Raw genomic sequence first — 22,702 nt, 5'->3', positions numbered from 1 at the left:
GGTTTTAAATCTATGAGGATCAACGATGACGGTGATGCTTCAACTGCTCCAAACCTGAGCGAAGTAACGCAAGATTTTCCGGAATATCTTCTTCGCCGAGACCCTTCATGATTAGGTCGTCAGCAAACTGTCGAGCTTCTTCAAGGTTGCCATCCCGCAGCATTCTGTCAACACGCGAAAATGCAGCCCTGATCGTATTGGGGTGCAACTGCGGCATCAACACTTCTATCTTTTCAGCCTCGCGAGGTTCATGCTTCAAAGCGCCGGAGCCGTAGGAACGGCCACATGCCTCTGCTGAGATCTGCGAAAACGTCGAAAGCAACGACAAGCAAAGCAGTTGTCTCTCACTCTTAGACACGTGTTCAAAAAAATATGCCCTATGGACAGAGTTTGTACAGTTGATTGAACTCGAATTTAGTACCAGTCGAGGCCCATGATGTTGCATCACTGGAAAAAAAGCGTCTGGGGGAGCGTTGTCTTCCGTTTGGCTCCAAATTGAACGCTTTTTGAAGGTGGAGCACTCTGCAATGTCTTCTTCGGAGTATTGCTCCAAGTAAGAACGCATCGCGGACGACGCTTCTTCAGTATCCGTTACGCTGACAAGGTGCCCCTTAGCGCCATGCTCGATTAAACACTCATGGTCCTCAGGTTTGAAATCAACCCCGGCAGCAAATTGGAACCTTGGCATTACCTTTCTAAGTTCAACTAGTTGCAAATCGTGCTTACGGCGATCGGCTTCCGAAAGGGTAAAAAAAGCGTTGTTGCCAGTCACGAGACCGATTTTGACGCCCAAGAAGTTACCAAGCGTCCTGCAGCTTTGGTCTTGGCGAAGGTACTCCATCAACCTGCGTGGACTGTCTGACAAGGCATCGAAGACTGAGCTTCCGCAAAGAGAGTTATGTTGAGCCAGGCCTTTGTCCCAGTCTGCAATTGCGACTTTCAGGTCTTTGACGCCGTTGCATCGTGTCAAAGGTATATCTGACCCACTGGCTTGCTTCTTTAAAGAAAGGCGGTTTTTGCAAAGCAAGACAACTGTCTTCTCTTCTGTTCCTTCTAGTAGGAATTGTCGTTCCTTTAATTCAAAGGCTCGGACATCGTCGAAGCTTCCCGCAATAAAAGCCCGAAGCGATCTTGAGTAATTCGCGTAGAGAAAACTGCTAGGTAAAACCCAAGCCTTCCGGCCTCCTGCTTTAGTATAAATCACCCCCAACGCACAGAAATAAGCCCAGAGACTTGCACGCCGGTCCAATTCAAGTCCAAACTCCCTGAGTTGTTCAAGGACTCGTTCCCGCTTATCGATAGGAATCTTTCGATACGGAAGATACGGAGGGTTTCCAACAACAGCATCAAACTTACTCGGCCAGGAAGCGCCAAAATCTTGGTCGAGGAAGTCGCCTTCATGGAACCTACTTAAGTCGACAGGGTGTTCAAAGACCTTTGACAAGTGGCCGAACGCATGCGTGTCGATATCGCAACCATATAGCTGCTTCAATGATGAGACTGAACCAACCTCGACTAGCCTATCTCTAGCAGATCTTAGAAACCCACAGCCTCCAAAGCTGGGTTCAAATACCGTACTTGAACTAGAGGTTATGGCCCAAGAGCAGATGACATCAGACAACCCTTGATGCGTGTAAAATGCCCCTAAATCTTTTTTTCTGCGGGCATCAACGGGGGCGGTCAAGTTCGGCCTCATTTCTCTTTTCGTTGTTGGCAAAGTAGCCTGCAGGACTGGGATTTGAAAGTATCTATTTTCATCCTGACACTCAGACATGACGGCAAGACGGCAACGCTAGCGACTACTGCTCGTGTGCCTTATATGCCCAATTTCACAACGCGAACATCAAGGTGTAGGTTTGAGCTTCTTTGGAAACCCAAATGCCAGGGCGTGTAGTAGGGCAGCGCCAAATATGTAAATTCTAAGGGGCGACATGTCATACGTGATGCCCCGCAATGTCTGCTTTGAAGATCCGCCAAGCTTTGTGCTGCAATGCGGCGAATTCACACTTTCCGTCCGACCTGCAGAACAGCAGAGCTAGGGGACTTCGTCCCCCCGCGCCCGCAATACAATTAGACAGGGCCGTGTCCTCGGCGAACGCCTGTGGGCCGCACCACCCTGTCGAATTGTATTGCACTTGCTACCCCCAACCCTCGCCGGGAGCAGGTTTTGGAGACGAGCGCCCTGAAGGGCTTCGCTCAAAACCAGTTTCTATGGGAAACATGCACAACGCAACCATTTGGCAGAAGGCAAAGCTATGCGGCGCAAAGGAAAAGTTCTGTCGCAAAAGGCAAAACTATTTGTCGCCACATAAAAGGAAAGTGGCGGACCGAGGAGGATTCGAACCCCCGACCCCTTGATTCGTAGTCAAGTACTCTATCCAGCTGAGCTATCGGTCCACTTGGTGAGGCGCTGTCTAGACCCAGTGATCGGGGGGTGCAACCCCATTTTCGATATCTGAGGTCAAAAAGTTCCGTCGCCGCGTGGCAAGCGAAAGTCGAAGCTTGTCCCGGTCTCATCTGTCTTTTTCAGGCACAAGTCTCCGCCATGTCCGCGCACCAGTTCAGCGGCAATCGCGAGGCCGAGGCCCGAGCCACCCTTGCGCATGCCCCCCTGAAATGGGGTGAATAGATGCTCTCGCGCCTTGGGCGGCAGTCCCGGTCCGGTGTCGCTGATCTCGATATGCCATGCCTCGTCAGTCTCGGAGGCCGCAATCAGGATGGTTCCGGGCTTGCCCGTGGCGGCGATTGCTTGGCGGGCATTGCGTACGAGGTTCATAACGATGCGGAACAGTTGTTCGGGATCGGCCCGAACGGTCATACCTTCGGGGATCTCCATCCCGAATTCGATTTGCGCATCGGCAACCGCCAGGGTTTCGCTTGCGACCACATCCGCGATTACATCAAGCAAGCTGACCATGGTTAATGTCGGCGCGGGCTCTTCCGCGCGGCCAAAGGCCAGCGTGCTTTCGCACAACGATACGGCGCGGGTGATCGACCCTACCAGTTTCGGCGCCATGCGCCGCACCAGCGGGTCGTCGCTTGCCTCGATCCGGTCGGTGAACAGCTGCGCACTGGTCAGGATATTGCGCAGGTCATGGCTGACCTTTGCCACCGCACCGCCCAGTTGGGCCAGCCTTTCGCGCTGTTTCAGCGCATGGGTCAGCTGGGTCTGCAGCATCAGCAGCGCGTCCTCGGCCTCGCGCAATTCGGTCACTGAGGCATTGGGGCTGATGATGCCGCGCGCATCCTCGGGCGCATTGGCATAGCGCTGCATATAGCCCACCACGCTGCGGATCGGGCGCACAAGAAGCGCGCGAACCGCTAGGAACAGCATCGACGCGGTGATGACCGATATGAAGAGCGACAGCGCGAGAATGCGCAACCCGTAGTCGATCATTGCCATGCGCAGTGGCTCGGTCTCCATGGTGATCTCGATCAGCAGCCCGGCATCGCGTACCGGTTGGCCAATCACGCGGATGATCTGGTTGTCCCGATCGCCAAGGCGCAGCATGGCGTCGCGGATCAACACCCAGGCGCTGGACATGCGCAGGTCATAGGTCTCGGCGATCTGGTCGGGGATCGGCGAGGACAGCATCAATTGCCGCATCTCGTCACGACGCAGGACCACATTGTAGACCCCGGCATTTTCGAGCAGTTCGGCCTCAAGCTCTTCGGCCAGCATGTCATCGGCCAGCAGCGCCAGCGAGGCGATCTGGGCGCGCTCCAGACGATTGAGCAGAAAATCCTCGCGGAACCGGGCGATCGACGGCACGAAGATCAGCACTTCGGCCAGCATGACAAACACCGTTGTCAGGATCAGAAATCTGCCCGAAAGCGAGTTCAGCATGTCACCTTTCCGGTCAGGGCATCCATTTCTGGACGAAACCGACCACGCGTTTCACTGTCCGGCTTTCAAACAGCCTTGGCGAGAAATAGGCCCCCGCGGCACGTTTGTTGACCTCTCCGATCGTCGGATAGGGCGACACCATTGCGGCGACCTGACTCATCTTCAAGTTATTGACCAGAGCGAGCGACCACAAGTTGATGAGTTCCCCGGCCTGATGACCCACGATCGTGACGCCAACGGGGCGGCCCTTGACCACCATCACCTTGATAAATCCGGTGGTTTTTCGCTCGGCGATGGCACGGTCATTGTGGTGATAGTCGAAGCGCGCGATCTCAAGGCGGGTGCTGTACTGGATTCGGGCCTGCATCTCGGTCAGCCCGACCTGGGCCAGTTCCGGGTCGGTATAGGTAGCCCAGGGAATATGGCCTGACTTTGCCTTCGACGGCAGGCCGAATAGAGCAGAACGGATAATGACACCAGCCTGATACCCGGCCACATGGGTGAATTGCAGCTCGCCCACCACGTCGCCGATGGCATAGACCTTTTTGTTGGTGGTGCGCAGGCTGTAATCGATCTTGATGCCGGTGGGTGTGGTTTCGACTCCTGCCGCCTCAAGATTCAGCCGGTCGGTATTTGATTTGCGGCCGACCGCCAGCAGCAGATGCGTGCCCTCAAAACTGCGCCCGTCCTGCGTAAGCACAATGATCGCGCCAGCCTGTCCTGCAATCTCGGACACCAAAGCACCTTCGACGATCTCGACGCCTTCGCCGCGTAGCGCGCCCAGCACGACGGCGGTCGCCTCAGGGTCGTCCTTGCCCAGCGCCTTCAACCCCTCGATCACGGTGACCTTGCAGCCAAGCCGCACATGCGCCTGCGCCATTTCCATGCCGATGGGACCGCCGCCGATGATGAGCAGATGCTCCGGAGTTTCTCGCAGATCGAACAGCGTCTCGTTGGTTTCATAAGGAACGGTCTTCAGCCCAGGAATCGGTGGCACAAGCGGAGAGGATCCGGTGGCGATCACCACCCGACGGGCTGAGATTACCTGATCGCCCGCCTGCACCTCGGTTGGTGAGATGAACTGACCATATTCACGGATCACCCGAACACCGAGCCCTTCGAAGCGTTCCTGACTGTCCATAGGAGTGATCTGGGCGATCACGTCATGTACATGGTCCTTGGCTGCAGCATAATCCACCTGCGGTGCCACATCCGCCACGCCGAACGTCGCGCCATGGGCCTGGTCATGGGCTCGTTTGGCGCTGGCGAGCAGCGCTTTGGAGGGGACGCAGCCGAAATTCAGGCAATCGCCGCCCATCTTGTGCCCTTCCAGCAGGGTCACATCGGCCCCCATCTGGCTGGCTCCGGCCGCCACCGACAACCCTCCAGAACCGGCCCCGATGACCAGAATATCCGTCTTGATATGGGACAATCTTCAGACCTCTTTCTTGCCGCGCAGGGCGCGGATGATGATCGGCAGGGCGGCCAGAACACACAGGCCCAAGATGGGCCCGATGATAAACGGCTCCCATAACAGCGACAGATCCGGCGTCTCGCCCCGGTCGAACACGCCGCCCAGACCGACGCCGATCCAGGTAAAGACGATTGCGCCCGGTATGATGCCCAGCGCCGTGGTCATGACAAAGTTCCGCAGCTTCACGCCGACTAGCGCTGGTACGAGATTGGCGACAAAAAACGGCACAGCCGGCACCAGCCGCAGTAGGAACAGCACCGAAATCTCATTCTCGCGCAGCCCGTCCCGCAGCTTTTTAATCGTGCCTTCCGAGGCATCCAGTTTGGCGGTCAACGTGGCCCCCAACCCCCAGCGCGCAGCCAGAAAAATCGCGGTTGCCCCGATGGTGGCCGACACCACGTTCAGCCCGGTGCCCATGGTCAACCCGAACAGGAATCCCCCTGTCATCGAGGTCACTGCCGCGCCGGGCAGCGAAAACGCCACGATCAGCACGTAGAAGCCGACAAAGGCTGCCGCCAGCGTTACGTAATTGCCGTCGCGAAAGGCCAGCAGCGCCTCGCGATTATCGCGCAATGTCTCGAAGCTCAGATAGTCACCCAATGTGACCGCACCGATGACGGCAACGCACAGCAGGACCAGCAGTGGGATGTGCCGCGCCAGTCCTTGGCGGGGCAGCTGGGAAGTGTCACCCATGGTTTTCGGCTTCTCGTCGGATTTCATCTTGCCCCCAACATGCGCCGCCAGGCCGCCGGGCAACAGGTGCATCACAGCGCCTTGATATTTTGTCCGCCAAATGTGAGGGAACGCTACGGAATCCGCCGGGATTGAAATCTTTCGCGGTCCAGCCGGACCATTTTGTTGCAAAAGACGTATCCGGGGGTTTGACTTACCTGTGAAGGGGCCGTAAAGGACGGGCTTCGAATAACAGACCGGGAGGCGATTCCGCGCCGCACCCGACCGCAAGAGATTGGAGACGGAGCGATGAAACGCACCTATCAGCCTTCGAACCTGGTTCGCAAACGCCGCCACGGGTTCCGCGCACGCATGGCCACCAAGGCCGGCCGCAAAATCCTGAATGCCCGCCGTGCCCGCGGCCGCAAGTCGCTGAGCGCTTAAGGCTCAACGACACCGCACATTGATTATGACACCGCCGGAGGCCCCCAAGGATGGTTCAACCAGCCAAGGGAACAGCCCTCCGGCGGTGTCCGTTTGTGTTCCGGTCACCGTGCTGCGCAAGCGCGCCGATTTCCTGAAGGCCGCCCAGGCGCGGCGTCAGGGCACCGCTTCGATGATGGTGCAGGCGCGTCAGCGCGGGGCCGGTGACGCCACAGGAACGCGCGTGGGCTTTACCTGTTCAAAAAAGGTCGGCAATGCCGTAGCCCGCAACCGCGCCAAACGGCGGCTGCGTGAGGTGGCACGTCTGGTGTTGCCCGAAAATGGCAAACCCGGCTGGGACTATGTGCTGATCGGGCGGCGCAACGTCACTGCCGACCGTCGCTTCGACCTGTTATTGCAGGACCTGCGCAACGCCTTGCGCAAACTGCACGCAATCAAGCCATGACACTGCTTGCCCATATCGTTGCCCTGCCGGTCCGGCTCTATCGCCTGATCTTCAGTCCCTGGGTCGGGTTCAACTGCCGTTATCAGCCCACCTGCTCGGCCTATGCGCTGGAGGCGCTTGAAAAGCACGGCGCGGTCAAAGGCGCGTGGATGGCTGCCAGACGCATCGCGCGCTGCCATCCACTGGGTGGCGACGGGTATGACCCGGTCCCCGACGACAAGAAGAACTGATCCGCTCAGAACAGTCCAAGATTGCCCTGTGTGGTGCGCGCTCTAGTCGGAATCACTTCGCGGTCCAGCTTGCCCATCAGGGTGTGGTGGAGATCCTCGTAGAACCGCGGCGCATCGAAATACCAGCTATGGCTTGCCGACTTGCCGTCATCATAGTCATCGCGGGTATTGTTGAAGAAAGCACCGCAATAGAGGTTCACCGCCTTTTCGTGATGGCTCGCAGGCATGCCCACACGACCAAGCCTGCGCGACACCCCGACGCGCTTGATCTCGGAGACCGAGAGAATCTCATCAAACGGGCTATAATAGCAGGTTAATCGTGTGCATCTGCGCATCAGCGAAGACGTCTTGGGGTCGCCGTCTCGGAAGCACTTCGACGACACATCTGCCGCCACAAAGGCGATCTGGCTGGTGGTCCAGGCATGCTGCGCAGTGACATGGTCGTCATCGGCATAATCCATCGCCTCGCGCACCAGAAACGTTCCCATCGAATGCGCCAGCACATGGATATTGTAGCGGCAATCCGACGTTTGCATCCGCGACAGTCGGGTTATGCCATGGGTAAAGAGCTTGTCCGCCGATCGGCGCGCATCGGCCCGGTCCGCGTTGTAGCCCAACACCGATCCGTCGCTTGGCCAGTCGAAGCTGATGACCACCCCGGTGAACCCTTGCTCCTCCAGCCCGGCGCGGATTTTGCGGTGGCGTTCCAGCATCTCGAACTGCTCGGTGTTGAACCCGTGCACAAAGACCACGATATGCCCATTCTCGTCATCGGTGGCTCCGGCCTCAGCCTGAACCTGCGCAACCCACTGGGAGACTGGCATTTCGTGCTGTCGGGCCGGCTGCGCGACATTCGGTGGAATCGCCAGATAGCGCGCGCCGCCCAGTCTGTTGGAATAATGATCGCCGCTGCGGGCGCGGACGGAAAAGAAATAATCCATGTCTTAAACCTCTCGAAATACAATACCTGTTCAGCATAACACCAATCGCGCCCCGGATCAGGTCTTTGCAGCGCGCCGCTTCCATGGCATATGCCCGCAAGCCTGAGGAGAGCCGCAATGCTGGACGATGACAGCGATATCCATCCCCTGTTCACCGGGGCGCCCTCGACCACCGAGTTCAAGAAGCTGCGCAAGCGGATCGTCCGCCATGCCCGCGAAGCGGTCGAGCAATACGGCATGGTTGAGCGTAGCGCGAAATGGCTGGTCTGCCTGTCCGGCGGCAAGGACAGCTATACGCTGCTGGCCGTTCTGCACGAGTTGCAATGGCGCGGTTTGCTGCCGGTCGAGCTGCTGGCCTGCAATCTGGATCAGGGGCAGCCGGGCTTTCCGGCAACCGTGCTGCCCGAGTTCCTGAAAAGCATGGGCGTGCCGCACCGGATCGAGTATCAGGACACCTATTCGGTGGTTAAGGACAAGGTGCCGCAAGGGCGGACCTTTTGTGCGCTCTGCTCGCGGCTGCGGCGCGGCAATCTCTATCGCATCGCGCGCGAGGAAGGGTGTTCCGCCGTGGTACTCGGCCATCACCGCGACGACATTCTGGAAACTTTTTTCATGAACCTCTTTCACGGTGGACGGCTGGCAACCATGCCGCCGAAACTGGTGAACGAAGAGGGCGATCTGTTCCTCTACCGGCCACTGGCCCATGTGGCCGAGACCGATTGCGAGAAGTTCGCCACCGCAATGAACTATCCCATCATCCCCTGCGACCTGTGTGGCAGTCAGGACGGGCTGCAGCGCCAGCAGGTAAAACAGATTCTGGACCAGTGGGAAAAGAACGCGCCGGGACGCCGCCAAGTGATGTTCCGGGCGCTGATGAACGCGCGCCCGTCGCATCTGCTGGACCCGAAACTGTTCGATTTTATGGGTTTAAGCCTGTCAAAGGGCGAATTCCGTGCAGATTCGGCTGAAATTCCGCAGCTGCGTTAACACATCACTCAGACTGGTTTTCTAAGGTCAGGCAGACACAGATGCAAAAGGCCCAGGAAAACCGATGCAGATCAGTTCGTTACCGACCCGCTTGAAAGACCGGATCGTGCCGATTCTGGCCGGCCCTCAGGTGCTTGCCTTCCTGCCGGCTCTTACGTTGGGGGCGTTCTGGCTCTGGGGGGAAACCGCACTGTTGCTGACGGCGCTGGGCCTGCCGCTCCTGTTCGCTTTTGCAGGTGCTTTGGGCAGATGGCCGGTTGAGGCGCGGGGGCCGCGCGACGCAGTCACCGGGATGCTGTTGCAAGACTGCTTTCTGGCCGCCACAGATGATGTCTGCACTGAGACGGCCAGGAACGGAATGAGATCGGCGTGTTTCCTGGTCGAACTTGACGACTACAGCGATCATGTCAGCCGCCTGGGTCAAAGCGCGGCCGATCACATCGTGCAGCGATGCGGCGAACGGGTTCAGGCTGTGTTGCGTGACAATGACCTTGTGGCGCGCATGGGCGACAACCGCTTCGCGATTTGCCTGGCGCCGGTGCCGCATCTTGATCTGGAACTCTCGATCCAGCTGGCGGGGCGCCTGCAGGAGGCGGTGGAAAATCCGATCTCGCTGGACGGATCAACCATTTATGTCAGCTGCTCGATCGGATTTTGTCAGTTCAGCAGGTTCGACGGGCACAGCGCCAAGGATTGGCTGGCCGCTGCCGATCTGGCGCTGGAAGAGGCGCAGCAGGCCGGTCCCTCTGCGATCCGGGCCTTCTCGTCGCAGACACGAAGGCGCCGCGGCACCAAACCGCTGCGCGATGAGATCGCATCGGCGCTTGATAACGGCCAGATTCAGCCCTGGTATCAACCGCAGATTTCGACCGAGACCGGTCATGTCGTGGGGTTCGAGGCGCTTGCGCGGTGGTCACATCCGCTTCGAGGCAACCTTGGCACCGACGTGTTTCTGCCGCTCATTGCGCAGGCCGGACTGCTGGACCGACTGGGGCAGGTGATGCTCTACCATTCGATGACAGCGCTCAAGGCCTGGGACAGCGCCGATGTTCGGGTCCCGCGTGTCGGCGTGAATTTCACCGCCGAAGAGTTACGAAACCCCGCGCTTGTCGAACGCATCCGGTGGGAACTCGACCGTTTTGGCCTGACCGCCGACCGGTTGGCGATTGAGGTTCTGGAAAACGTGTTCACCGACGCGGCCGACGACACCGTCACCCGCAACATCGCGGGTTTGGGACAGCTGGGGTGCCGTATCGATCTGGATGATTTCGGCACCGGTCATGCCTCGATCGCGGCGATCCGCCGGTTTGCCATCACCCGGATCAAGATCGACCGGTCCTTCGTCACCAAAGCTGATCGCGACCCCGAACAACAGCGCATGATCGGGGCCATTCTGACCATGGCCGAGCGGCTGGAACTGGAAACTCTTGCCGAGGGCGTTGAAACTGTCGGCGAACATGCTCTACTGGCGCAGCTGGGCTGCGATCATGTGCAGGGCTTTGGCATCGGCAAGCCAATGCCGTTTGACCAGACACTGGACTGGATCTCGGCCCATGAGGCCAAAGTGCAGGACGCGCCGCGGATCAGCCGCAAAACCGTTTGATCTGCCCCGACTGCCGCAGCGGATTGACCGTGCAAACTACAGAAACAGGGCGAATCCGCTTGACCTTTGGTGCTGCACTCTGTTGAACCCACCGGTGACTTTTCCTGCATATGGTGGCGGTCCCCGATGGACGATCAGAACAAGAACCTCATTCTCGCAACGGCGCTCAGTTTTCTGGTGATCCTCGTCTGGCTCGTGGTGTTTCCGCCCCCCGAGCAGGTCGCACCGACCGAAGAGGTGCCTCTCACAGCCCCTGAAAGCGATGTCGCGACAGCTCCTGCCGCCGCCGATACCGGCGCTATTAACACCGAGATTGTCGCAGAACCCGAATCTCCCGAAGCGCCGCGGATCAAGATCGACACCCCGCGCCTGACCGGCTCGGTCTCGCTCAAGGGGGGTCGGATCGACGAGTTGTCGTTGAAGGATTACCGCGTCTCGCTGCAGCCCGACGCCGATATCGTCAAACTGCTGTCACCGTCGGGTTCGGAGTCGGCTTACTATGCGCTATACGGTTGGGCCCCCGGCGCTGGTCTCGCGGCCGATCAAGTTCCGGGTGCCGCCACTGACTGGCAGCTTGCCGAGGGCGAAGTGCTGAGCCCCGATAGCCCTATCACCCTGAGCTGGGACAATGGCAATGGCCTGATCTTCACCCGCACCATCGCGATTGATGAGGACTATATGTTCACCGTCACGCAATCGGTCGAAAACACCACAGGTGCCGAAGTCAAGCTGGCCCCCTACGGCGTCCTCGCGCGTCACGGCATGGGTGAGGACGCAGACCTCCCCGGGCTCAAAAATTTCTTCATCCTTCACGAGGGCGCCATCAGTATGACCGATGGCAGCCTGGCCGAAATCGACTACTCCGACATGCGCGATTTCCCGGTCGAACCTAATGAACGTGCGCAGGCGGAAGTATTCCAGGTCCAACAGGATGGCTGGATCGGCTTTACCGATCACTACTGGATGACCACGCTGATCCCCGAACCGGGCAGCGCGTTCAAGGCGGCCGCCAAGTATGACGACCGTCGCAAGATCTACCAGACCGAAACCGTGCTGCCGACGCTGACCGTCGCATCGGGTGAAACCGCCGAAGTGCAAACGCAGCTCTTTGCCGGTGCCAAGGAATGGGAAACCATCCGCGAATACCAAAGCGAAGGTGTGCTGAAATTCATCGACAGCATCGACTGGGGTTGGTTCTTTTTCCTGACTAAGCCGATCTTCTGGCTGCTGCACAACATCAACGCGCTGATTGGCAATATGGGTTGGTCGATCATCGGCCTGACCCTGATCATCAAGGCGATCCTGTTCCCGCTGGCTTACAAATCTTACGTCTCAATGGCCAAAATGAAGGAGCTGCAGCCGCAGATGGAGGCCCTGAAAGAGGCCGCCGGCGACGACCGCCAGAAGATGCAGCAAGGCATGATGGAGCTCTACAAGAAGGAAAAGGTCAACCCGGCGGCAGGGTGTCTGCCGATCCTGATGCAGATTCCGATCTTCTTCTCGCTCTACAAGGTGATCTTCGTCACCATCGAACTGCGGCAGGCCCCCTGGTTCGGCCCGTTCCAAGACCTGAGCATGCCGGATCCGACCTCGATCTATAACTTCTTCGGCTGGCTGCCCTGGGCCGGGCCGCAGCCCGACACGATTATGGCGCTGATCTTCATCGGTATCCTGCCGCTGCTGCTGGGCATATCCATGTGGCTCCAGCAGAAGCTGAACCCGGCGCCCACCGACGCGACGCAGGCGATGATCTTTGCCTGGATGCCTTGGGTATTCATGTTCATGCTGGGCAGCTTTGCCAGCGGGCTGGTGGTCTACTGGATTGCCAACAATACGATAACATTCACCCAGCAATATGCGATCATGCGCAGCCAGGGGTATAAACCGGACGTGTTCGGCAATATCAAATCCGGCTTCAAGCGCAAATCCAAGGTCGACGAAAAGTGACCGCAACGGTCCAGAGCCTCTGGCGACACCCGATCAAGGCGCATGGCCGCGAGGCTCTGGATGAGGTGGCGCTGATCGCCGGGCAATGCCTGCCCGGCGACCGCGTTTGGGCAGTTGCCCATGAGGCTGCCGAGGTCGATGGCACCGAATGGGTCAAATGCGCCAATTTCACCCGCGCGGCGGGGTCGCCGCAATTGATGGCGATCTCGGCCCGCACGAGGGGCGACAGGCTGGTGCTGACCCATCCTGACCGGCCCGAGCTGCACTTTGATCCCGAAACCGATGAACCCTCATTCCTGGACTGGGTCATGCCGCTGATGCCCGAGGGTCGCGCCGCGCCCGCCCGCATCATCCGGGTGCCCGGCGTCGGCATGACCGACAGCAGCTGGCCGTCGGTCACGCTGTGCAACATGGCCACCCATCGCGCGCTGGAGCAAAAACTGGATAGGGATCTGTCGATCCACCGCTGGCGCGGCAATATCTGGTTCGATGGCTTTCCCGACTGGGCCGAGTTCGACTGGATCGGCCAGCAAGTGCAGATCGGAGAGGCGCTCCTGCTGGTGCGCGAACGCACGACCCGTTGCCTTGCGACAACGGTGAACCCCGAATCCGGCCTGCGCGACGCCGATACGCTGGGCGCGCTGGAACAACACTGGGGTCACAAGGATTTCAGCGTCAAGGCCGAGGTGATCCGCGGTGGGCGCGTCGGTGTCGGCGACAGACTGGAGCTGCTATGACCTCCCTTCCCTTCCCCCTTGCCGAGGATCCCGAACCGCTGGCGCAGGAGCGTGGCCGCAAACTGTTTGCCGGTGAATCGGAATTCGTAAAAGGCGTGGTCGCCATGTCCGGCCTGCCACCTGCGGACCGGATCGAGGTCTGCTTTGCCGGGCGCTCGAATGTCGGCAAGTCGAGCCTAATCAACGCGCTGACCGGCACCAAGGGGCTGGCGCGCGCCTCGAACACTCCGGGTCGCACGCAGGAGATCAACTTTTTCACCCAAGGGCCCGAGCTCTATCTCGTGGACCTGCCGGGCTACGGCTATGCCAACGCCCCGCTGCCGGTGGTCGAGAAATGGCAGCGGCTGCTGAAACAGTATCTCAGCGGTCGTCAGACCCTGCGCCGCGCCTTCGTGCTGATCGACGCGCGGCACGGGGTCAAACCGGTCGATGCCGAGATCATGAAGCTGCTGGACACGAGCGCCGTGACTTTTCAATGCATCTTGACCAAGGCCGACAAGGTCAAGGCGAATGAACGTGCGCGCGTTCTGGATCAGGTGCGCACCGCACTGGCCAAGCATCCCGCCGCCTTTCCTGAGATCGTGCTGACCTCGTCCGAAAAGGGCGACGGCATTCCGATCCTGCGTTCGATCGTCGCCTCATTGGAATGAGGCTGCGGCTCGTCATATGCCTGACCCTGATCGCGCTAGCGCTGAGCAGTTCGATCCCACAGGGCTGGATGCCCTCGGGCGAGGGCGACAGGATGCTGCTGGTGCTCTGTGTTGGCGATGGCACGATCGAGCGCTGGGTTGATCTGGACGTTGACGACCCGCTGCACGAGGAATCCGACGAGCGGACGCCTTGCGCCTTTGGCGCACTGCAAGCGGCGGCGCTTACACCGGATGGCCCTTTGGCAGCCCATTTGCCACCCACTCTGACCGTGCGTTGGGCGACGGCGGGTTTCACCCATCGCAGCGCCGGGTTTCATGCCCGTTATGATGCACGGCGACCGCCGCAAACTCTTTGATACTGCAAACGACCAAACCTGAAAGCCCCGTGCACCGCATCGACGGGGGCCGTTTGATATTCAAAGAGACATACAATGGACAACCCAAACCCGGCCGCAGACATCGGCGAGACCAAACTGGCACAGAAGTTCTATTTCGCCGCGTGGCGGTGGCACTTTTATGCGGGGCTCTTCGTGATCCCCCCTCTTCTCATGCTGGCGGTGACCGGCCTGATGATGATTTTCATCACCCAAATTGACGGCCGCGATGGCGAGCGGATTGCGGTCTCGGTGCAAGGCGCAGCGCTGGCTGTTTCCGAACAGGCAGAGGCCGCGGTGACGCAGGTGCCGGGCAGCATCGTGGAATGGATCGGTCCCAAGGCGAACGATCTGGCCACCGCGTTTCGGATCAAGACCGATGCGGGCCAGTTGATGGTGGCGGTCGACCCTTATACCGGTTCGGTGATCGAAACCTGGGACCGTCGCGCCGGATGGTACGATCTGGCCGACAACATCCACTGGACCCTGCTGATCGGTGACACAGGTGACCGGTTGATCGAGGTGGCCGCCGGGCTGGCCCTGGTTCTGGTTCTGACCGGCCTCTACCTGTGGTGGCCGCGCGGCAACGCGTTGGCCGCTTTTGTGCCGAGCCTGCAGGCACGCGGGCGCGCTTTGTGGAAGTCGCTGCATGCGGTAACCGGGTTCTGGATGTCGCTATTGCTGGTGTTCTTCCTGATCTCGGGCATGTCCTGGGCCGGTGTTTGGGGCGGCATGCTGGTCCAACCTTGGAGCAGCTTCCCGCCGAGAAATGGGACAATGTTCCGCTGTCGGATGACACCCATGCCAGCATGAATCACGGCAATCAGAATGACGTGCCCTGGGCGCTAGAACAGACCCCGATACCGGCCTCGGGCTCGGATGTGGGTGCAGAAGGTATCCCGGCGGACACAGTGATCAATGTCGACACGCTTGTGGCGCTTGGCATGTCTCTGGGCATGGAGAACCGATTTCGCGTCGCCTATCCTGGCGGCGACACCGGTGTCTGGACACTGAACCGCGACAGCATGAGTGGGGATTCCACCGACCCGATGGGCGATCGCACCGTGCATGTGGACCAGTATACCGGCAAGATCCTCGCCGGTGTACGGTTCGAAGACTACTCGTTGATGGGCAAGACCATGGCATTCAGCACACCTTTCCATATGGGCCTGATGGGCTTGTGGAACTTTATCCTGAACGTGGTGTTCTGTCTGTCGGTGATCTTTGTCTGCATTTCGGGCGTTGTCATGTGGGTCAAGCGGTGCCCGTCGCGCGCTGGCCGTCTGGCCGCACCACCGCTGCCGGCGGACTTGCCCTTTTGGAAAGGCGCGGTGTTCATCGGGCTGGTCACTTCGATGGCGTTCCCGCTGGTCGGGCTGACCCTGCTGGCGGTGCTGGCGTTCGACCTGCTGATGCTCGGCAACTTCCCGGCGATGAAACGAGCGCTGAACTAAGTGCCTGCGCCGCGCTGCCCTCGCCGGCGGCGCGGCGTGTTTTCTCCCATCTGGTCTTGGCAGCTTTGGCCAAACCCCATAACAGGGGATCAGAGGACCATTGCCATGAAGAAACAGAAAATGAACCGCGATTGGATTGCCACCGCCGCCACCCTGTCCAGCGCGCTGCCTTACCTGCAGCGCTACGATGGGGCCATCGTTGTCATCAAGCTGGGCGGCAACGCCATGGGCAGCGACCAAGCGATGGAGAGCTTTGCGCGCGACGTGGTGTTGCTGCGCCATGTCGGCGTGAACCCGGTTGTCGTGCATGGCGGCGGTCCGATGATCAACGCAATGCTGGACAAGCTAGATATCCAGTCCGAGTTCGTGAACGGCAAGCGTGTCACTGACAAAGCCACTGTTGAGGTGGTCGAGATGGTGCTGTCCGGCCTGGTCAACAAGCGGATCGTTCAGGCCATCAATCACCAGGGTGGCACCGCCGTGGGCCTGTCGGGTAAGGACGCGCATCTGATGCAGTGTGAGCAGACCGACGCCTCGCTGGGATATGTCGGCACGCCGTCCAAGATGAACCCCAAGCTGCTGAGCGATTTGTTCGCCAATGACGTGATCCCGGTGATCGCACCGCTGGGCGCGGGGCCCGAGGGTGAGACCTTCAATGTCAATGGCGACACCGCTGCCGGGGCCGTCGCTTCGGCGCTCAGGGCCGACCGGCTGCTGTTGCTGACCGATGTGTCCGGCGTGAAGAACGCCGCCGGAGAGGTCGTGACCGAGTTGAAAGCGGGCCAGATCCGCGAAATGACCCGCGAAGGCACTATCGCAGGCGGCATGATCCCCAAAACCGAAACCGCATTGGACGCTCTGCACCATGGTGTGCGGGCCGTGGTTATTCTGGACGGCCGTGCACCCAACGCGGTGCTGCTGGAACTGTTCACCGAACACGGCGCCGGATCGCTGATCCGCCCGGATTGATGGACCAGGCGGGGCTGCACCAGATCGAGGCATTGGCCGCCGAGAGCGGGCTGATCGTAATGGGCGCCTTTCATCCGCGCCAAGTCTACGGGCCGGACGATGAGGTCGGCACATTGGTTCTGCTCGGCACGGGACCAGCCTTCTGGCCGGTCTTTTTGCAATCTCCCGAATATCTGGGTGGCGACGCTCATCCGATCGATCGCTGGTCGGAACGTGTGGTCGGTGAGATTGCAATGCAACTGGGTGTCTCGTGCAGTTATCCATTCGGTGGGCCACCCTACATGTCCTTTATCGACTGGGCATTGAAATCGGGGCGGTGCTGGCAAAGCCCGGTGGGCATGCTGGTTCATGATACGGTCGGATTGATGATCTCGTTCCGGGGTGCGTTGCATTTCGACGAAGAAATACCGCTTCCTGTGACACCTTCCGCCGCACCCTGCACAACTTGCGATGCGCCCTGTACGACAGCCTGCCCCGTAGGGGCGCTGAGCGGGGACGCCAGCTATGATCTGGCCGCCTGTCACGGCTTTCTCGACACCGAGCCGGGTACCACCTGCATGACGCAAGGCTGCGCGGCACGGCGCGCCTGTCCACTCAGCACCGGCGCAGGGCGCAGCGACGCGCAATCCGCCCTGCATATGAGAGCTTTTCATCCAACATGACACGCACCCTCATCCTGACCCGCCACGCCAAATCCAGCTGGGATCACCCCGGCATGGACGACCATGCCCGCCCCCTGAACAAGCGCGGGCGCAGATCAGCCGAAGCCATCGGGCAATGGCTGTCCAAAAAGGGTTATCTGCCCGATGAGGTGCTGAGTTCGGATTCGGCGCGCACGCAAGAGACCTGGGACCGCATGAAACTGGCCGCGGCACAGACCACATTCACTCGCGCGCTCTACCACACCGTCGCGCAGGGCTTGATGCACGCGCTCAGCGGCGCGACTGGGCACTGTGTTCTGATGTTGGGCCACAATCCCGGCATCGCCGCCTTCGCGGAAGAACTGGCAAAGGCCCCACCGCCGCATGACCGGTTCTTTGACTATCCCACCTGCGCCACGACGGTGATGAGTTTTCCGACCACGGACTGGGTAGATGTCACTTGGCATGGCGGCACGGTTCTGGATTTCGTCATCCCGCGCGAATTGCTCGAATAAAAAAGGCGGGGCAAAACCCCGCCTGTTCATGTTTTCAGGATGGGGGTTCAGCCCATCTCAGTGCCCGAGGATCTGGCTCAGGAACAGCTTGGTCCGTTCGCTTTGCGGGTTGTTGAAGAACTCTTCGGGTTCGTTCTGTTCCACGATCTGACCGGCATCCATGAAGATCACGCGGTTGGCGACCTGACGGGCAAAGCCCATCTCGTGGGTCACACACAGCATGGTCATGCCTTCCTCGGCCAGTTCGATCATGGTGTCGAGCACCTCTTTGATCATCTCCGGGTCGAGCGCCGATGTGGGTTCATCGAACAGCATGATTCGCGGCATCATGCAGAGTGAGCGCGCGATGGCCACACGCTGCTGCTGACCGCCCGATAGCTGGCCGGGATACTTATCGGCCTGCTCGGGGATCTTGACCTTTTCCAGGAAATGCATGGCCCGCTCTTCGGCCTCTTTGCGCGGCGTTTTGCGCACCCAGATGGGTGCGAGCGTGCAGTTTTCCAGAATGGTCAGATGCGGAAACAGGTTGAAGTGCTGGAACACCATGCCAACCTCGGACCTGATCTTATCGATATTTTTCAGATCATTCGACAGGACCGTGCCATCCACCTCGATCCTGCCTTGCTGGTGTTCCTCCAGCGCGTTCAGGCAGCGGATCAAGGTGGATTTGCCGGACCCAGACGGCCCCGCGATCACGATCCGTTCGCCCTGATTGACGGTCAGATTGATGTCGCGCAGCACATGGAAGGCCCCGTACCACTTGTTCATGCCGGTGATTTCGATGGCGACCTCGTCGCTCACCTGCATTTTGGTGCGGTCGATTTCGCGTTCGATTGCAAGTTCAGACATTGGGCCCTCCTTAACGATGGCCAGTTTGGAGCTTGCGCTCCAGATACATGGAGTAACGGGACATGCCGAAACAGACGACGAAGAACAGCGCGCCGATGAAGGCAAAGAGTTCCCAATAGATACCGTTCCAAGCCGTATCGGCACGGATCGCGCTGGACAGGCCGATCACATCGAACAGGCCGATGATCGAGACCAGCGTGGTATCCTTGAAGATGCCGATGAAGGTCGAGACGATGCCCGGGATCGAGATCTTCAACGCCTGAGGCATGATGATCAGCCGCTGCGCCTGCCAGTAGTTGAGGCCAAGCGAATCCGCCCCCTCATACTGACCCCGTGGCAATGCCGCGAGGCCGCCCCGGATCACCTCGGCCATATAGGCGGCCGAAAACAGCGTCATCATGATCATCACCCGCAGGATGATGTCGAAATTCGTGCCCGGCGGCAGGAACAGGTTCAACAGCAGCGATGCTACGAACAACAGTGTAATCAGTGGCACACCGCGGATGAACTCGATAAAGCCCACGCAGAGATATTTGACGATCAGCAGATCGGACTGACGTCCAAGCGCCAGAACAATCCCGATCGGCAGTGAAACACCGATGGCGACAACACCTAGCAGAATCGCCAGCATGAAGCCGCCGAACTGACGGCTTTGCACAGCTTCGATACCGATGGGCAGGATCGCATCCATAGCTCCGACGAAGTAGCCCGATAGGACCAGCCACCAAATCACCGTTGCCAAAACGCCGAGGACGAGGCCAAGCAGACCGCTCAGTTGCTTGCTGAGGACCGTGTAGACACCCCAGCCGATGACGAAGCCCAGAGCGGCTGAGATCGGGCCCCAAATGGTGCCGCCCCACATCAGGAATGGCATCAGGAACGGATAGGCCGCGGTCAGATAGAGCAGCTTGGACGGCACACGATCCGAATAGAGGATCGGCGCGAGCGCCACCAACAGCAGCACTAGTGCCAGGATCGGACGCCAGTACAGATGATCGGGATAGAACCCGAACAGCATCTGCAGCCATCGGTCATTGATCACCGCCCAGCAGGCGTGCCCGTGGGTCGAGCCCCATGTCGCCATCATGATTTCCCGACACTCGGTCAGTGAATTTGCGTTCCAGACGGACTGGAATACCCACGGCAGAATGCCCGACAGAACGTAGTAGATCGCATAAAGCGAAATCAGCGTTAGGACCGAGTTGAACCAACCCGAAAACAGGTTGTGCTTGGCCCAGCCAATGACACCAACTTCGGACGCTGGCGGAGCTTGCTCTTGCAGCATCTCAGTGCGGACAAATGAAACATCACTCATATTACCGCTCCACCAATTTTACACGATTGTTGTACCAGTTCATCACCGACGAAATGCTCAGAGAGATGGCGAGATAGACCAACATCAGGAGCAGAACGCATTCCAGCTCGCGCCCGGTCTGGTTCATGGTGATTCCGCCAAGCGTGCCGGTGATGTCCATGTACCCGACCGCAATGGCCAGCGATGAGTTCTTGGTCAGGTTCAGATAGTTCGAGATCATCGGCGGGATGATCACCCGCAGCGCCTGCGGCAGGATGACCAGCCGCATGATCCGCCCCTGACGCAGCCCCAGGGCCGCAGCGGCCTCGGTCTGGCCATGGCTGATGGCAAGGATGCCACCGCGCACGATCTCGGCAATGAACGCCGCCGTATAGAGCGATAGCGCCAACCAGAGCGCGATCAGCGAGTTCCGCATATGTGTGCCGCCGGTGAAGTTGAACCCCTTGAGTTCGGGGTAACCAAGGTGGAAGCCCAGCGCGGCCAGCAGGATCAGCATCGGCACAAAGAGAAGACCCAGCAGGATGTGCCAGATCTTCGGACGGTCGCCGGTCTGCTCTTGGGTTTGGTTGGCCCAGGCGCTGACTTTGCGCATGGCAAAGATACTGCCCGCCAGAACGACGATGATCGCGATCAGGTCAAGCGAAAGGTCAAACCGTAACGCGCTTTCGCCAAAGAAATGAATGTCACCCAACGAGCGTGAGAACAGCGCCTCGGGGATGTAAACACCGCGATTGGTTACTGCCACCGTATTAAATAGGTCCATCGTTGCAGTTGGGGTTTCACCCCGGAACGCCCTTGGTGCAGGTAGGCTCTCGATCAGGATGGCCATCGCAAACACGATCCACAGCAGGACCGGCACGTTGCGAAACATCTCGACATAGACAGTCATGATCTTGGAGACCAGCCAGTTCGATGACAGCCTGAGCACCCCCACAAGGACACCGATGATAGTGGCCGTGATACAGCCCAGCACCGCAACGACCAGCGTGTTCAGCAAGCCGATAAGGGCCGCGCGCAGGTGGCTGTCGCGGGAATCATATTCCAGCAGGCGTTGGTTGATGTCGTAGCTTGCCGGCTCGCTGAAGAACCCGAACTCGACCGGTTTGCCCAGCGCTTCGAGGTTCTGGATCGTGTTGCTGAGCAGCCATGCCGCCAGCAGCATGAAGCCCATTAATGCAATAACTTGGATGGTGGCTGACCGATAACGCGTATCATAAAGGAGCATGGACAGCCGAAAATGCTCCTTTGGCGGGTCAGTGAGTGTCGTCATGACCTATGTTTTCCCCGTAACAATCCGGTCCTGAAATCGGCGGGGTTTGCCCCCGCTCGCAAATACCGGGTTTGTTGTTTGTGAAAATGAAAAAGGGCGCAGGATGTCCTGCGCCCTTTTTTGCGGCTTCTTAGCGGAACGGCGGCGAGTAGAGCAGGCCGCCATCGGTCCACTGCGCGTTTAGACCGCGCGCCAGACCAATTGGTGTGTCTTCGCCGATGTTCTTCGCAAAGATTTCACCATAGTTGCCACCGGCAGCGATCGCGCGCTGCGCCCATTCGGCATCCAGACCCAGCATCTCGCCGAGGGTGCCTTCGGTACCCAACAGACGCTTGATTTCCGGGTTTTCGGTGCTGGAGGCGATATCATTGATATTCGCTGAGGTCACACCCAGCTCTTCGGCCGAGATCAGCGCGTTGAGCGTCCAGCGGGCAATGTCGCCCCATTCGTTGTCACCATGGCGCACCAGCGGGCCCAAAGGCTCTTTCGAGATGATCTCGGGCAGCAGGATACTTGACGAGGGATCTTCGAAGGACGCGCGTGTTGCGGCCAGACCCGAGGCGTCGGTGGTATAAACGTCACAGGCGCCAGCCAGGTACTGCTGTTGCGCTTCGGCGTTGGTTTCGATTGGAACCGGCTCGTAGCTGATGTTGTTGGTGCGGAAGAAATCCGCCAGGTTCAGCTCTGTCGTGGTACCGGTCTGGATGCAGACGGTCGCACCGTCCAGTTCTTTGGCCGAAGACACGCCGAGATCCTTGGGAACCAAGAAGCCCTGACCGTCATAGTAGTTCACACCGATGAATTCGAACTTCAGGTCCACATCCCGGCTGAACGTCCAGGTGGTGTTCCGCGCCAGCAGGTCGATCTCGCCCGAAGCCAAAGCAGTGAAACGCGTCTTGCCGGTGGTGGGCACAAATTCGACGGCATTGGGATCGCCCAAAACCGCTGCTGCCACCGCACGACACATCGACACGTCGAAGCCTTTCCATTCCCCGTTGGCATCCGGCGCCGCAAAGCCGGCCAGACCGGTGGTCACACCGCAGTTCAGCTTGCCACGCGCCTTGACGTCGTCTGCCGTCCCCGCCATTGCAGCACCGGCTGCAAGAGTGGCGACAGTAGCCGCGCCCAAAAATACGGATTTTTTCATTTTTACCTCTTCCTGATTTTCCGTCCCCTTCCGGAACGGTTCGCCGGTCTGAGTTTAACCGGAGCATATACCGAAAAAGGGATCTCCCCTTCAGTGGGGCCAAGTTTGGGCGCATTCATCAATAAACGTCAAGGGTTCGATCACTGAAATAAATAGACAAGGCCCGGCATTCCCCGTGGTCAAGGGTTCGG

Annotated in this window: 21 protein-coding genes, 1 tRNA gene and 1 pseudogene; 13 read left to right on the top strand and 10 right to left on the bottom strand. The window is 59.3% G+C overall.

What is annotated here, in order from left to right; all coding sequences use genetic code 11:
* Positions 1 to 19: 19 nt before the first annotated feature.
* From AB1E33_RS26210 to AB1E33_RS26190, 5 genes are all read right to left on the bottom strand, one after another.
* Positions 20 to 1,684 (bottom strand): N-6 DNA methylase, encoded by a 1,665-nt coding sequence (locus tag AB1E33_RS26210; RefSeq protein WP_372580177.1) that lies wholly within the window; start codon positions 1,682 to 1,684, stop codon positions 20 to 22.
* 636 nt (positions 1,685 to 2,320) lie between these two features.
* Positions 2,321 to 2,397 (bottom strand) — tRNA-Arg (locus AB1E33_RS26205).
* 64 nt (positions 2,398 to 2,461) lie between these two features.
* Positions 2,462 to 3,847, bottom strand: coding sequence for a sensor histidine kinase (locus AB1E33_RS26200; protein WP_372580176.1), 1,386 nt, complete (start codon positions 3,845 to 3,847; stop codon positions 2,462 to 2,464).
* 13 nt (positions 3,848 to 3,860) lie between these two features.
* The gene (locus tag AB1E33_RS26195; RefSeq protein WP_372580175.1) at positions 3,861 to 5,279 is read right to left on the bottom strand and encodes a dihydrolipoyl dehydrogenase family protein; all 1,419 of its coding nucleotides are present in this window, start codon (positions 5,277 to 5,279) and stop codon (positions 3,861 to 3,863) included.
* 3 nt (positions 5,280 to 5,282) lie between these two features.
* A complete protein-coding gene (locus AB1E33_RS26190; RefSeq protein WP_372580207.1) occupies positions 5,283 to 6,014 on the bottom strand; it encodes a TVP38/TMEM64 family protein in 732 nt (243 codons plus the stop codon).
* A 288-nt stretch (positions 6,015 to 6,302) separates the two neighbouring features.
* On the opposite strand from AB1E33_RS26190, the gene rpmH reads away from it, so the two are divergent.
* The 3 genes from rpmH to yidD are packed head-to-tail and all read left to right on the top strand — an operon-like array spanning position 6,303 to position 7,112.
* Entirely contained in the window at positions 6,303 to 6,437 is a 135-nt protein-coding gene (gene rpmH, locus AB1E33_RS26185) for a 50S ribosomal protein L34 (RefSeq protein WP_005980833.1), read from the top strand.
* A 25-nt stretch (positions 6,438 to 6,462) separates the two neighbouring features.
* Positions 6,463 to 6,882, top strand: coding sequence for a ribonuclease P protein component (gene rnpA, locus AB1E33_RS26180; protein ID WP_372580174.1), 420 nt, complete (start codon positions 6,463 to 6,465; stop codon positions 6,880 to 6,882).
* Positions 6,879 to 7,112 (top strand): membrane protein insertion efficiency factor YidD, encoded by a 234-nt coding sequence (yidD, locus tag AB1E33_RS26175; RefSeq protein WP_372580173.1) that lies wholly within the window; start codon positions 6,879 to 6,881, stop codon positions 7,110 to 7,112. Before rnpA ends, yidD begins: the two co-directional genes overlap by 4 nt.
* A gap of 5 nt (positions 7,113 to 7,117) precedes the next feature.
* Here yidD and AB1E33_RS26170 read toward each other — a convergent pair whose 3' ends face one another.
* The gene (locus AB1E33_RS26170) at positions 7,118 to 8,053 is read right to left on the bottom strand and encodes an alpha/beta fold hydrolase (protein WP_372580172.1); all 936 of its coding nucleotides are present in this window, start codon (positions 8,051 to 8,053) and stop codon (positions 7,118 to 7,120) included.
* Positions 8,054 to 8,170: 117 nt separating this feature from the next.
* Here AB1E33_RS26170 and ttcA point away from each other — a divergent pair, with 117 nt between their 5' ends.
* The 10 genes and pseudogenes from ttcA to AB1E33_RS26120 all read left to right on the top strand — a co-directional run bounded on the left by ttcA (position 8,171) and on the right by AB1E33_RS26120 (position 17,930).
* Positions 8,171 to 9,040: a tRNA 2-thiocytidine(32) synthetase TtcA gene (gene ttcA / locus AB1E33_RS26165; RefSeq protein ID WP_372580170.1), complete on the top strand. Its 870-nt coding sequence runs from the start codon at positions 8,171 to 8,173 to the stop codon at positions 9,038 to 9,040.
* A gap of 64 nt (positions 9,041 to 9,104) precedes the next feature.
* Complete coding sequence (locus AB1E33_RS26160) at positions 9,105 to 10,643, top strand: putative bifunctional diguanylate cyclase/phosphodiesterase (RefSeq protein ID WP_372580169.1); 1,539 nt, start codon at positions 9,105 to 9,107, stop codon at positions 10,641 to 10,643.
* A 126-nt stretch (positions 10,644 to 10,769) separates the two neighbouring features.
* Positions 10,770 to 12,590, top strand: a complete 1,821-nt coding sequence (yidC, locus tag AB1E33_RS26155; protein WP_372580168.1) for a membrane protein insertase YidC — start codon at positions 10,770 to 10,772, stop codon at positions 12,588 to 12,590.
* Positions 12,587 to 13,327, top strand: a complete 741-nt coding sequence (locus AB1E33_RS26150; protein ID WP_372580167.1) for an MOSC domain-containing protein — start codon at positions 12,587 to 12,589, stop codon at positions 13,325 to 13,327. The genes yidC and AB1E33_RS26150 overlap by 4 nt, the downstream gene beginning before the upstream one ends.
* Positions 13,324 to 13,977 (top strand): ribosome biogenesis GTP-binding protein YihA/YsxC, encoded by a 654-nt coding sequence (yihA, locus tag AB1E33_RS26145; RefSeq protein WP_372580166.1) that lies wholly within the window; start codon positions 13,324 to 13,326, stop codon positions 13,975 to 13,977. The genes AB1E33_RS26150 and yihA overlap by 4 nt, the downstream gene beginning before the upstream one ends.
* Positions 13,974 to 14,333 carry a DUF2946 domain-containing protein gene (locus AB1E33_RS26140; RefSeq protein ID WP_372580165.1) on the top strand — a complete coding sequence of 120 codons (360 nt, stop codon included), beginning with the start codon at positions 13,974 to 13,976 and terminating at the stop codon, positions 14,331 to 14,333. The genes yihA and AB1E33_RS26140 overlap by 4 nt, the downstream gene beginning before the upstream one ends.
* A 75-nt stretch (positions 14,334 to 14,408) precedes the next feature.
* Positions 14,409 to 15,805, top strand: a pseudogene (locus AB1E33_RS26135) (PepSY-associated TM helix domain-containing protein).
* Between the two features lie 105 nt (positions 15,806 to 15,910).
* On the top strand, positions 15,911 to 16,774 hold the full coding sequence (gene argB, locus AB1E33_RS26130) for an acetylglutamate kinase (RefSeq protein WP_372580164.1): 864 nt from the start codon (positions 15,911 to 15,913) through the stop codon (positions 16,772 to 16,774).
* Positions 16,774 to 17,436, top strand: coding sequence for a molecular chaperone DnaJ (locus tag AB1E33_RS26125; RefSeq protein ID WP_372580206.1), 663 nt, complete (start codon positions 16,774 to 16,776; stop codon positions 17,434 to 17,436). The genes argB and AB1E33_RS26125 overlap by 1 nt, the downstream gene beginning before the upstream one ends.
* On the top strand, positions 17,433 to 17,930 hold the full coding sequence (locus tag AB1E33_RS26120; RefSeq protein ID WP_372580163.1) for a SixA phosphatase family protein: 498 nt from the start codon (positions 17,433 to 17,435) through the stop codon (positions 17,928 to 17,930). The genes AB1E33_RS26125 and AB1E33_RS26120 overlap by 4 nt, the downstream gene beginning before the upstream one ends.
* Before the next feature lie 57 nt (positions 17,931 to 17,987).
* On the opposite strand, the gene AB1E33_RS26115 is transcribed toward AB1E33_RS26120, so the two are convergent.
* The 4 genes from AB1E33_RS26115 to AB1E33_RS26100 all read right to left on the bottom strand — a co-directional run bounded on the left by AB1E33_RS26115 (position 17,988) and on the right by AB1E33_RS26100 (position 22,511).
* On the bottom strand, positions 17,988 to 18,779 hold the full coding sequence (locus AB1E33_RS26115; RefSeq protein WP_372580162.1) for an amino acid ABC transporter ATP-binding protein: 792 nt from the start codon (positions 18,777 to 18,779) through the stop codon (positions 17,988 to 17,990).
* Positions 18,780 to 18,789: 10 nt separating this feature from the next.
* Positions 18,790 to 20,094 carry an amino acid ABC transporter permease gene (locus AB1E33_RS26110; protein WP_372580161.1) on the bottom strand — a complete coding sequence of 435 codons (1,305 nt, stop codon included), beginning with the start codon at positions 20,092 to 20,094 and terminating at the stop codon, positions 18,790 to 18,792.
* A gap of 1 nt (position 20,095) precedes the next feature.
* Positions 20,096 to 21,364 (bottom strand): amino acid ABC transporter permease, encoded by a 1,269-nt coding sequence (locus AB1E33_RS26105; protein WP_372580160.1) that lies wholly within the window; start codon positions 21,362 to 21,364, stop codon positions 20,096 to 20,098.
* A gap of 130 nt (positions 21,365 to 21,494) precedes the next feature.
* Complete coding sequence (locus tag AB1E33_RS26100) at positions 21,495 to 22,511, bottom strand: amino acid ABC transporter substrate-binding protein (RefSeq protein WP_372580159.1); 1,017 nt, start codon at positions 22,509 to 22,511, stop codon at positions 21,495 to 21,497.
* Positions 22,512 to 22,702: the final 191 nt, after the last annotated feature.

Origin of the sequence: Ruegeria hyattellae, assembly GCF_041537925.1 — a bacterium.
Lineage (GTDB): Bacteria > Pseudomonadota > Alphaproteobacteria > Rhodobacterales > Rhodobacteraceae > Ruegeria_C.
The sequence above is the reverse complement of the archived record's forward strand: the minus strand, read 5'-3'. Positions and strand labels throughout refer to the sequence as shown.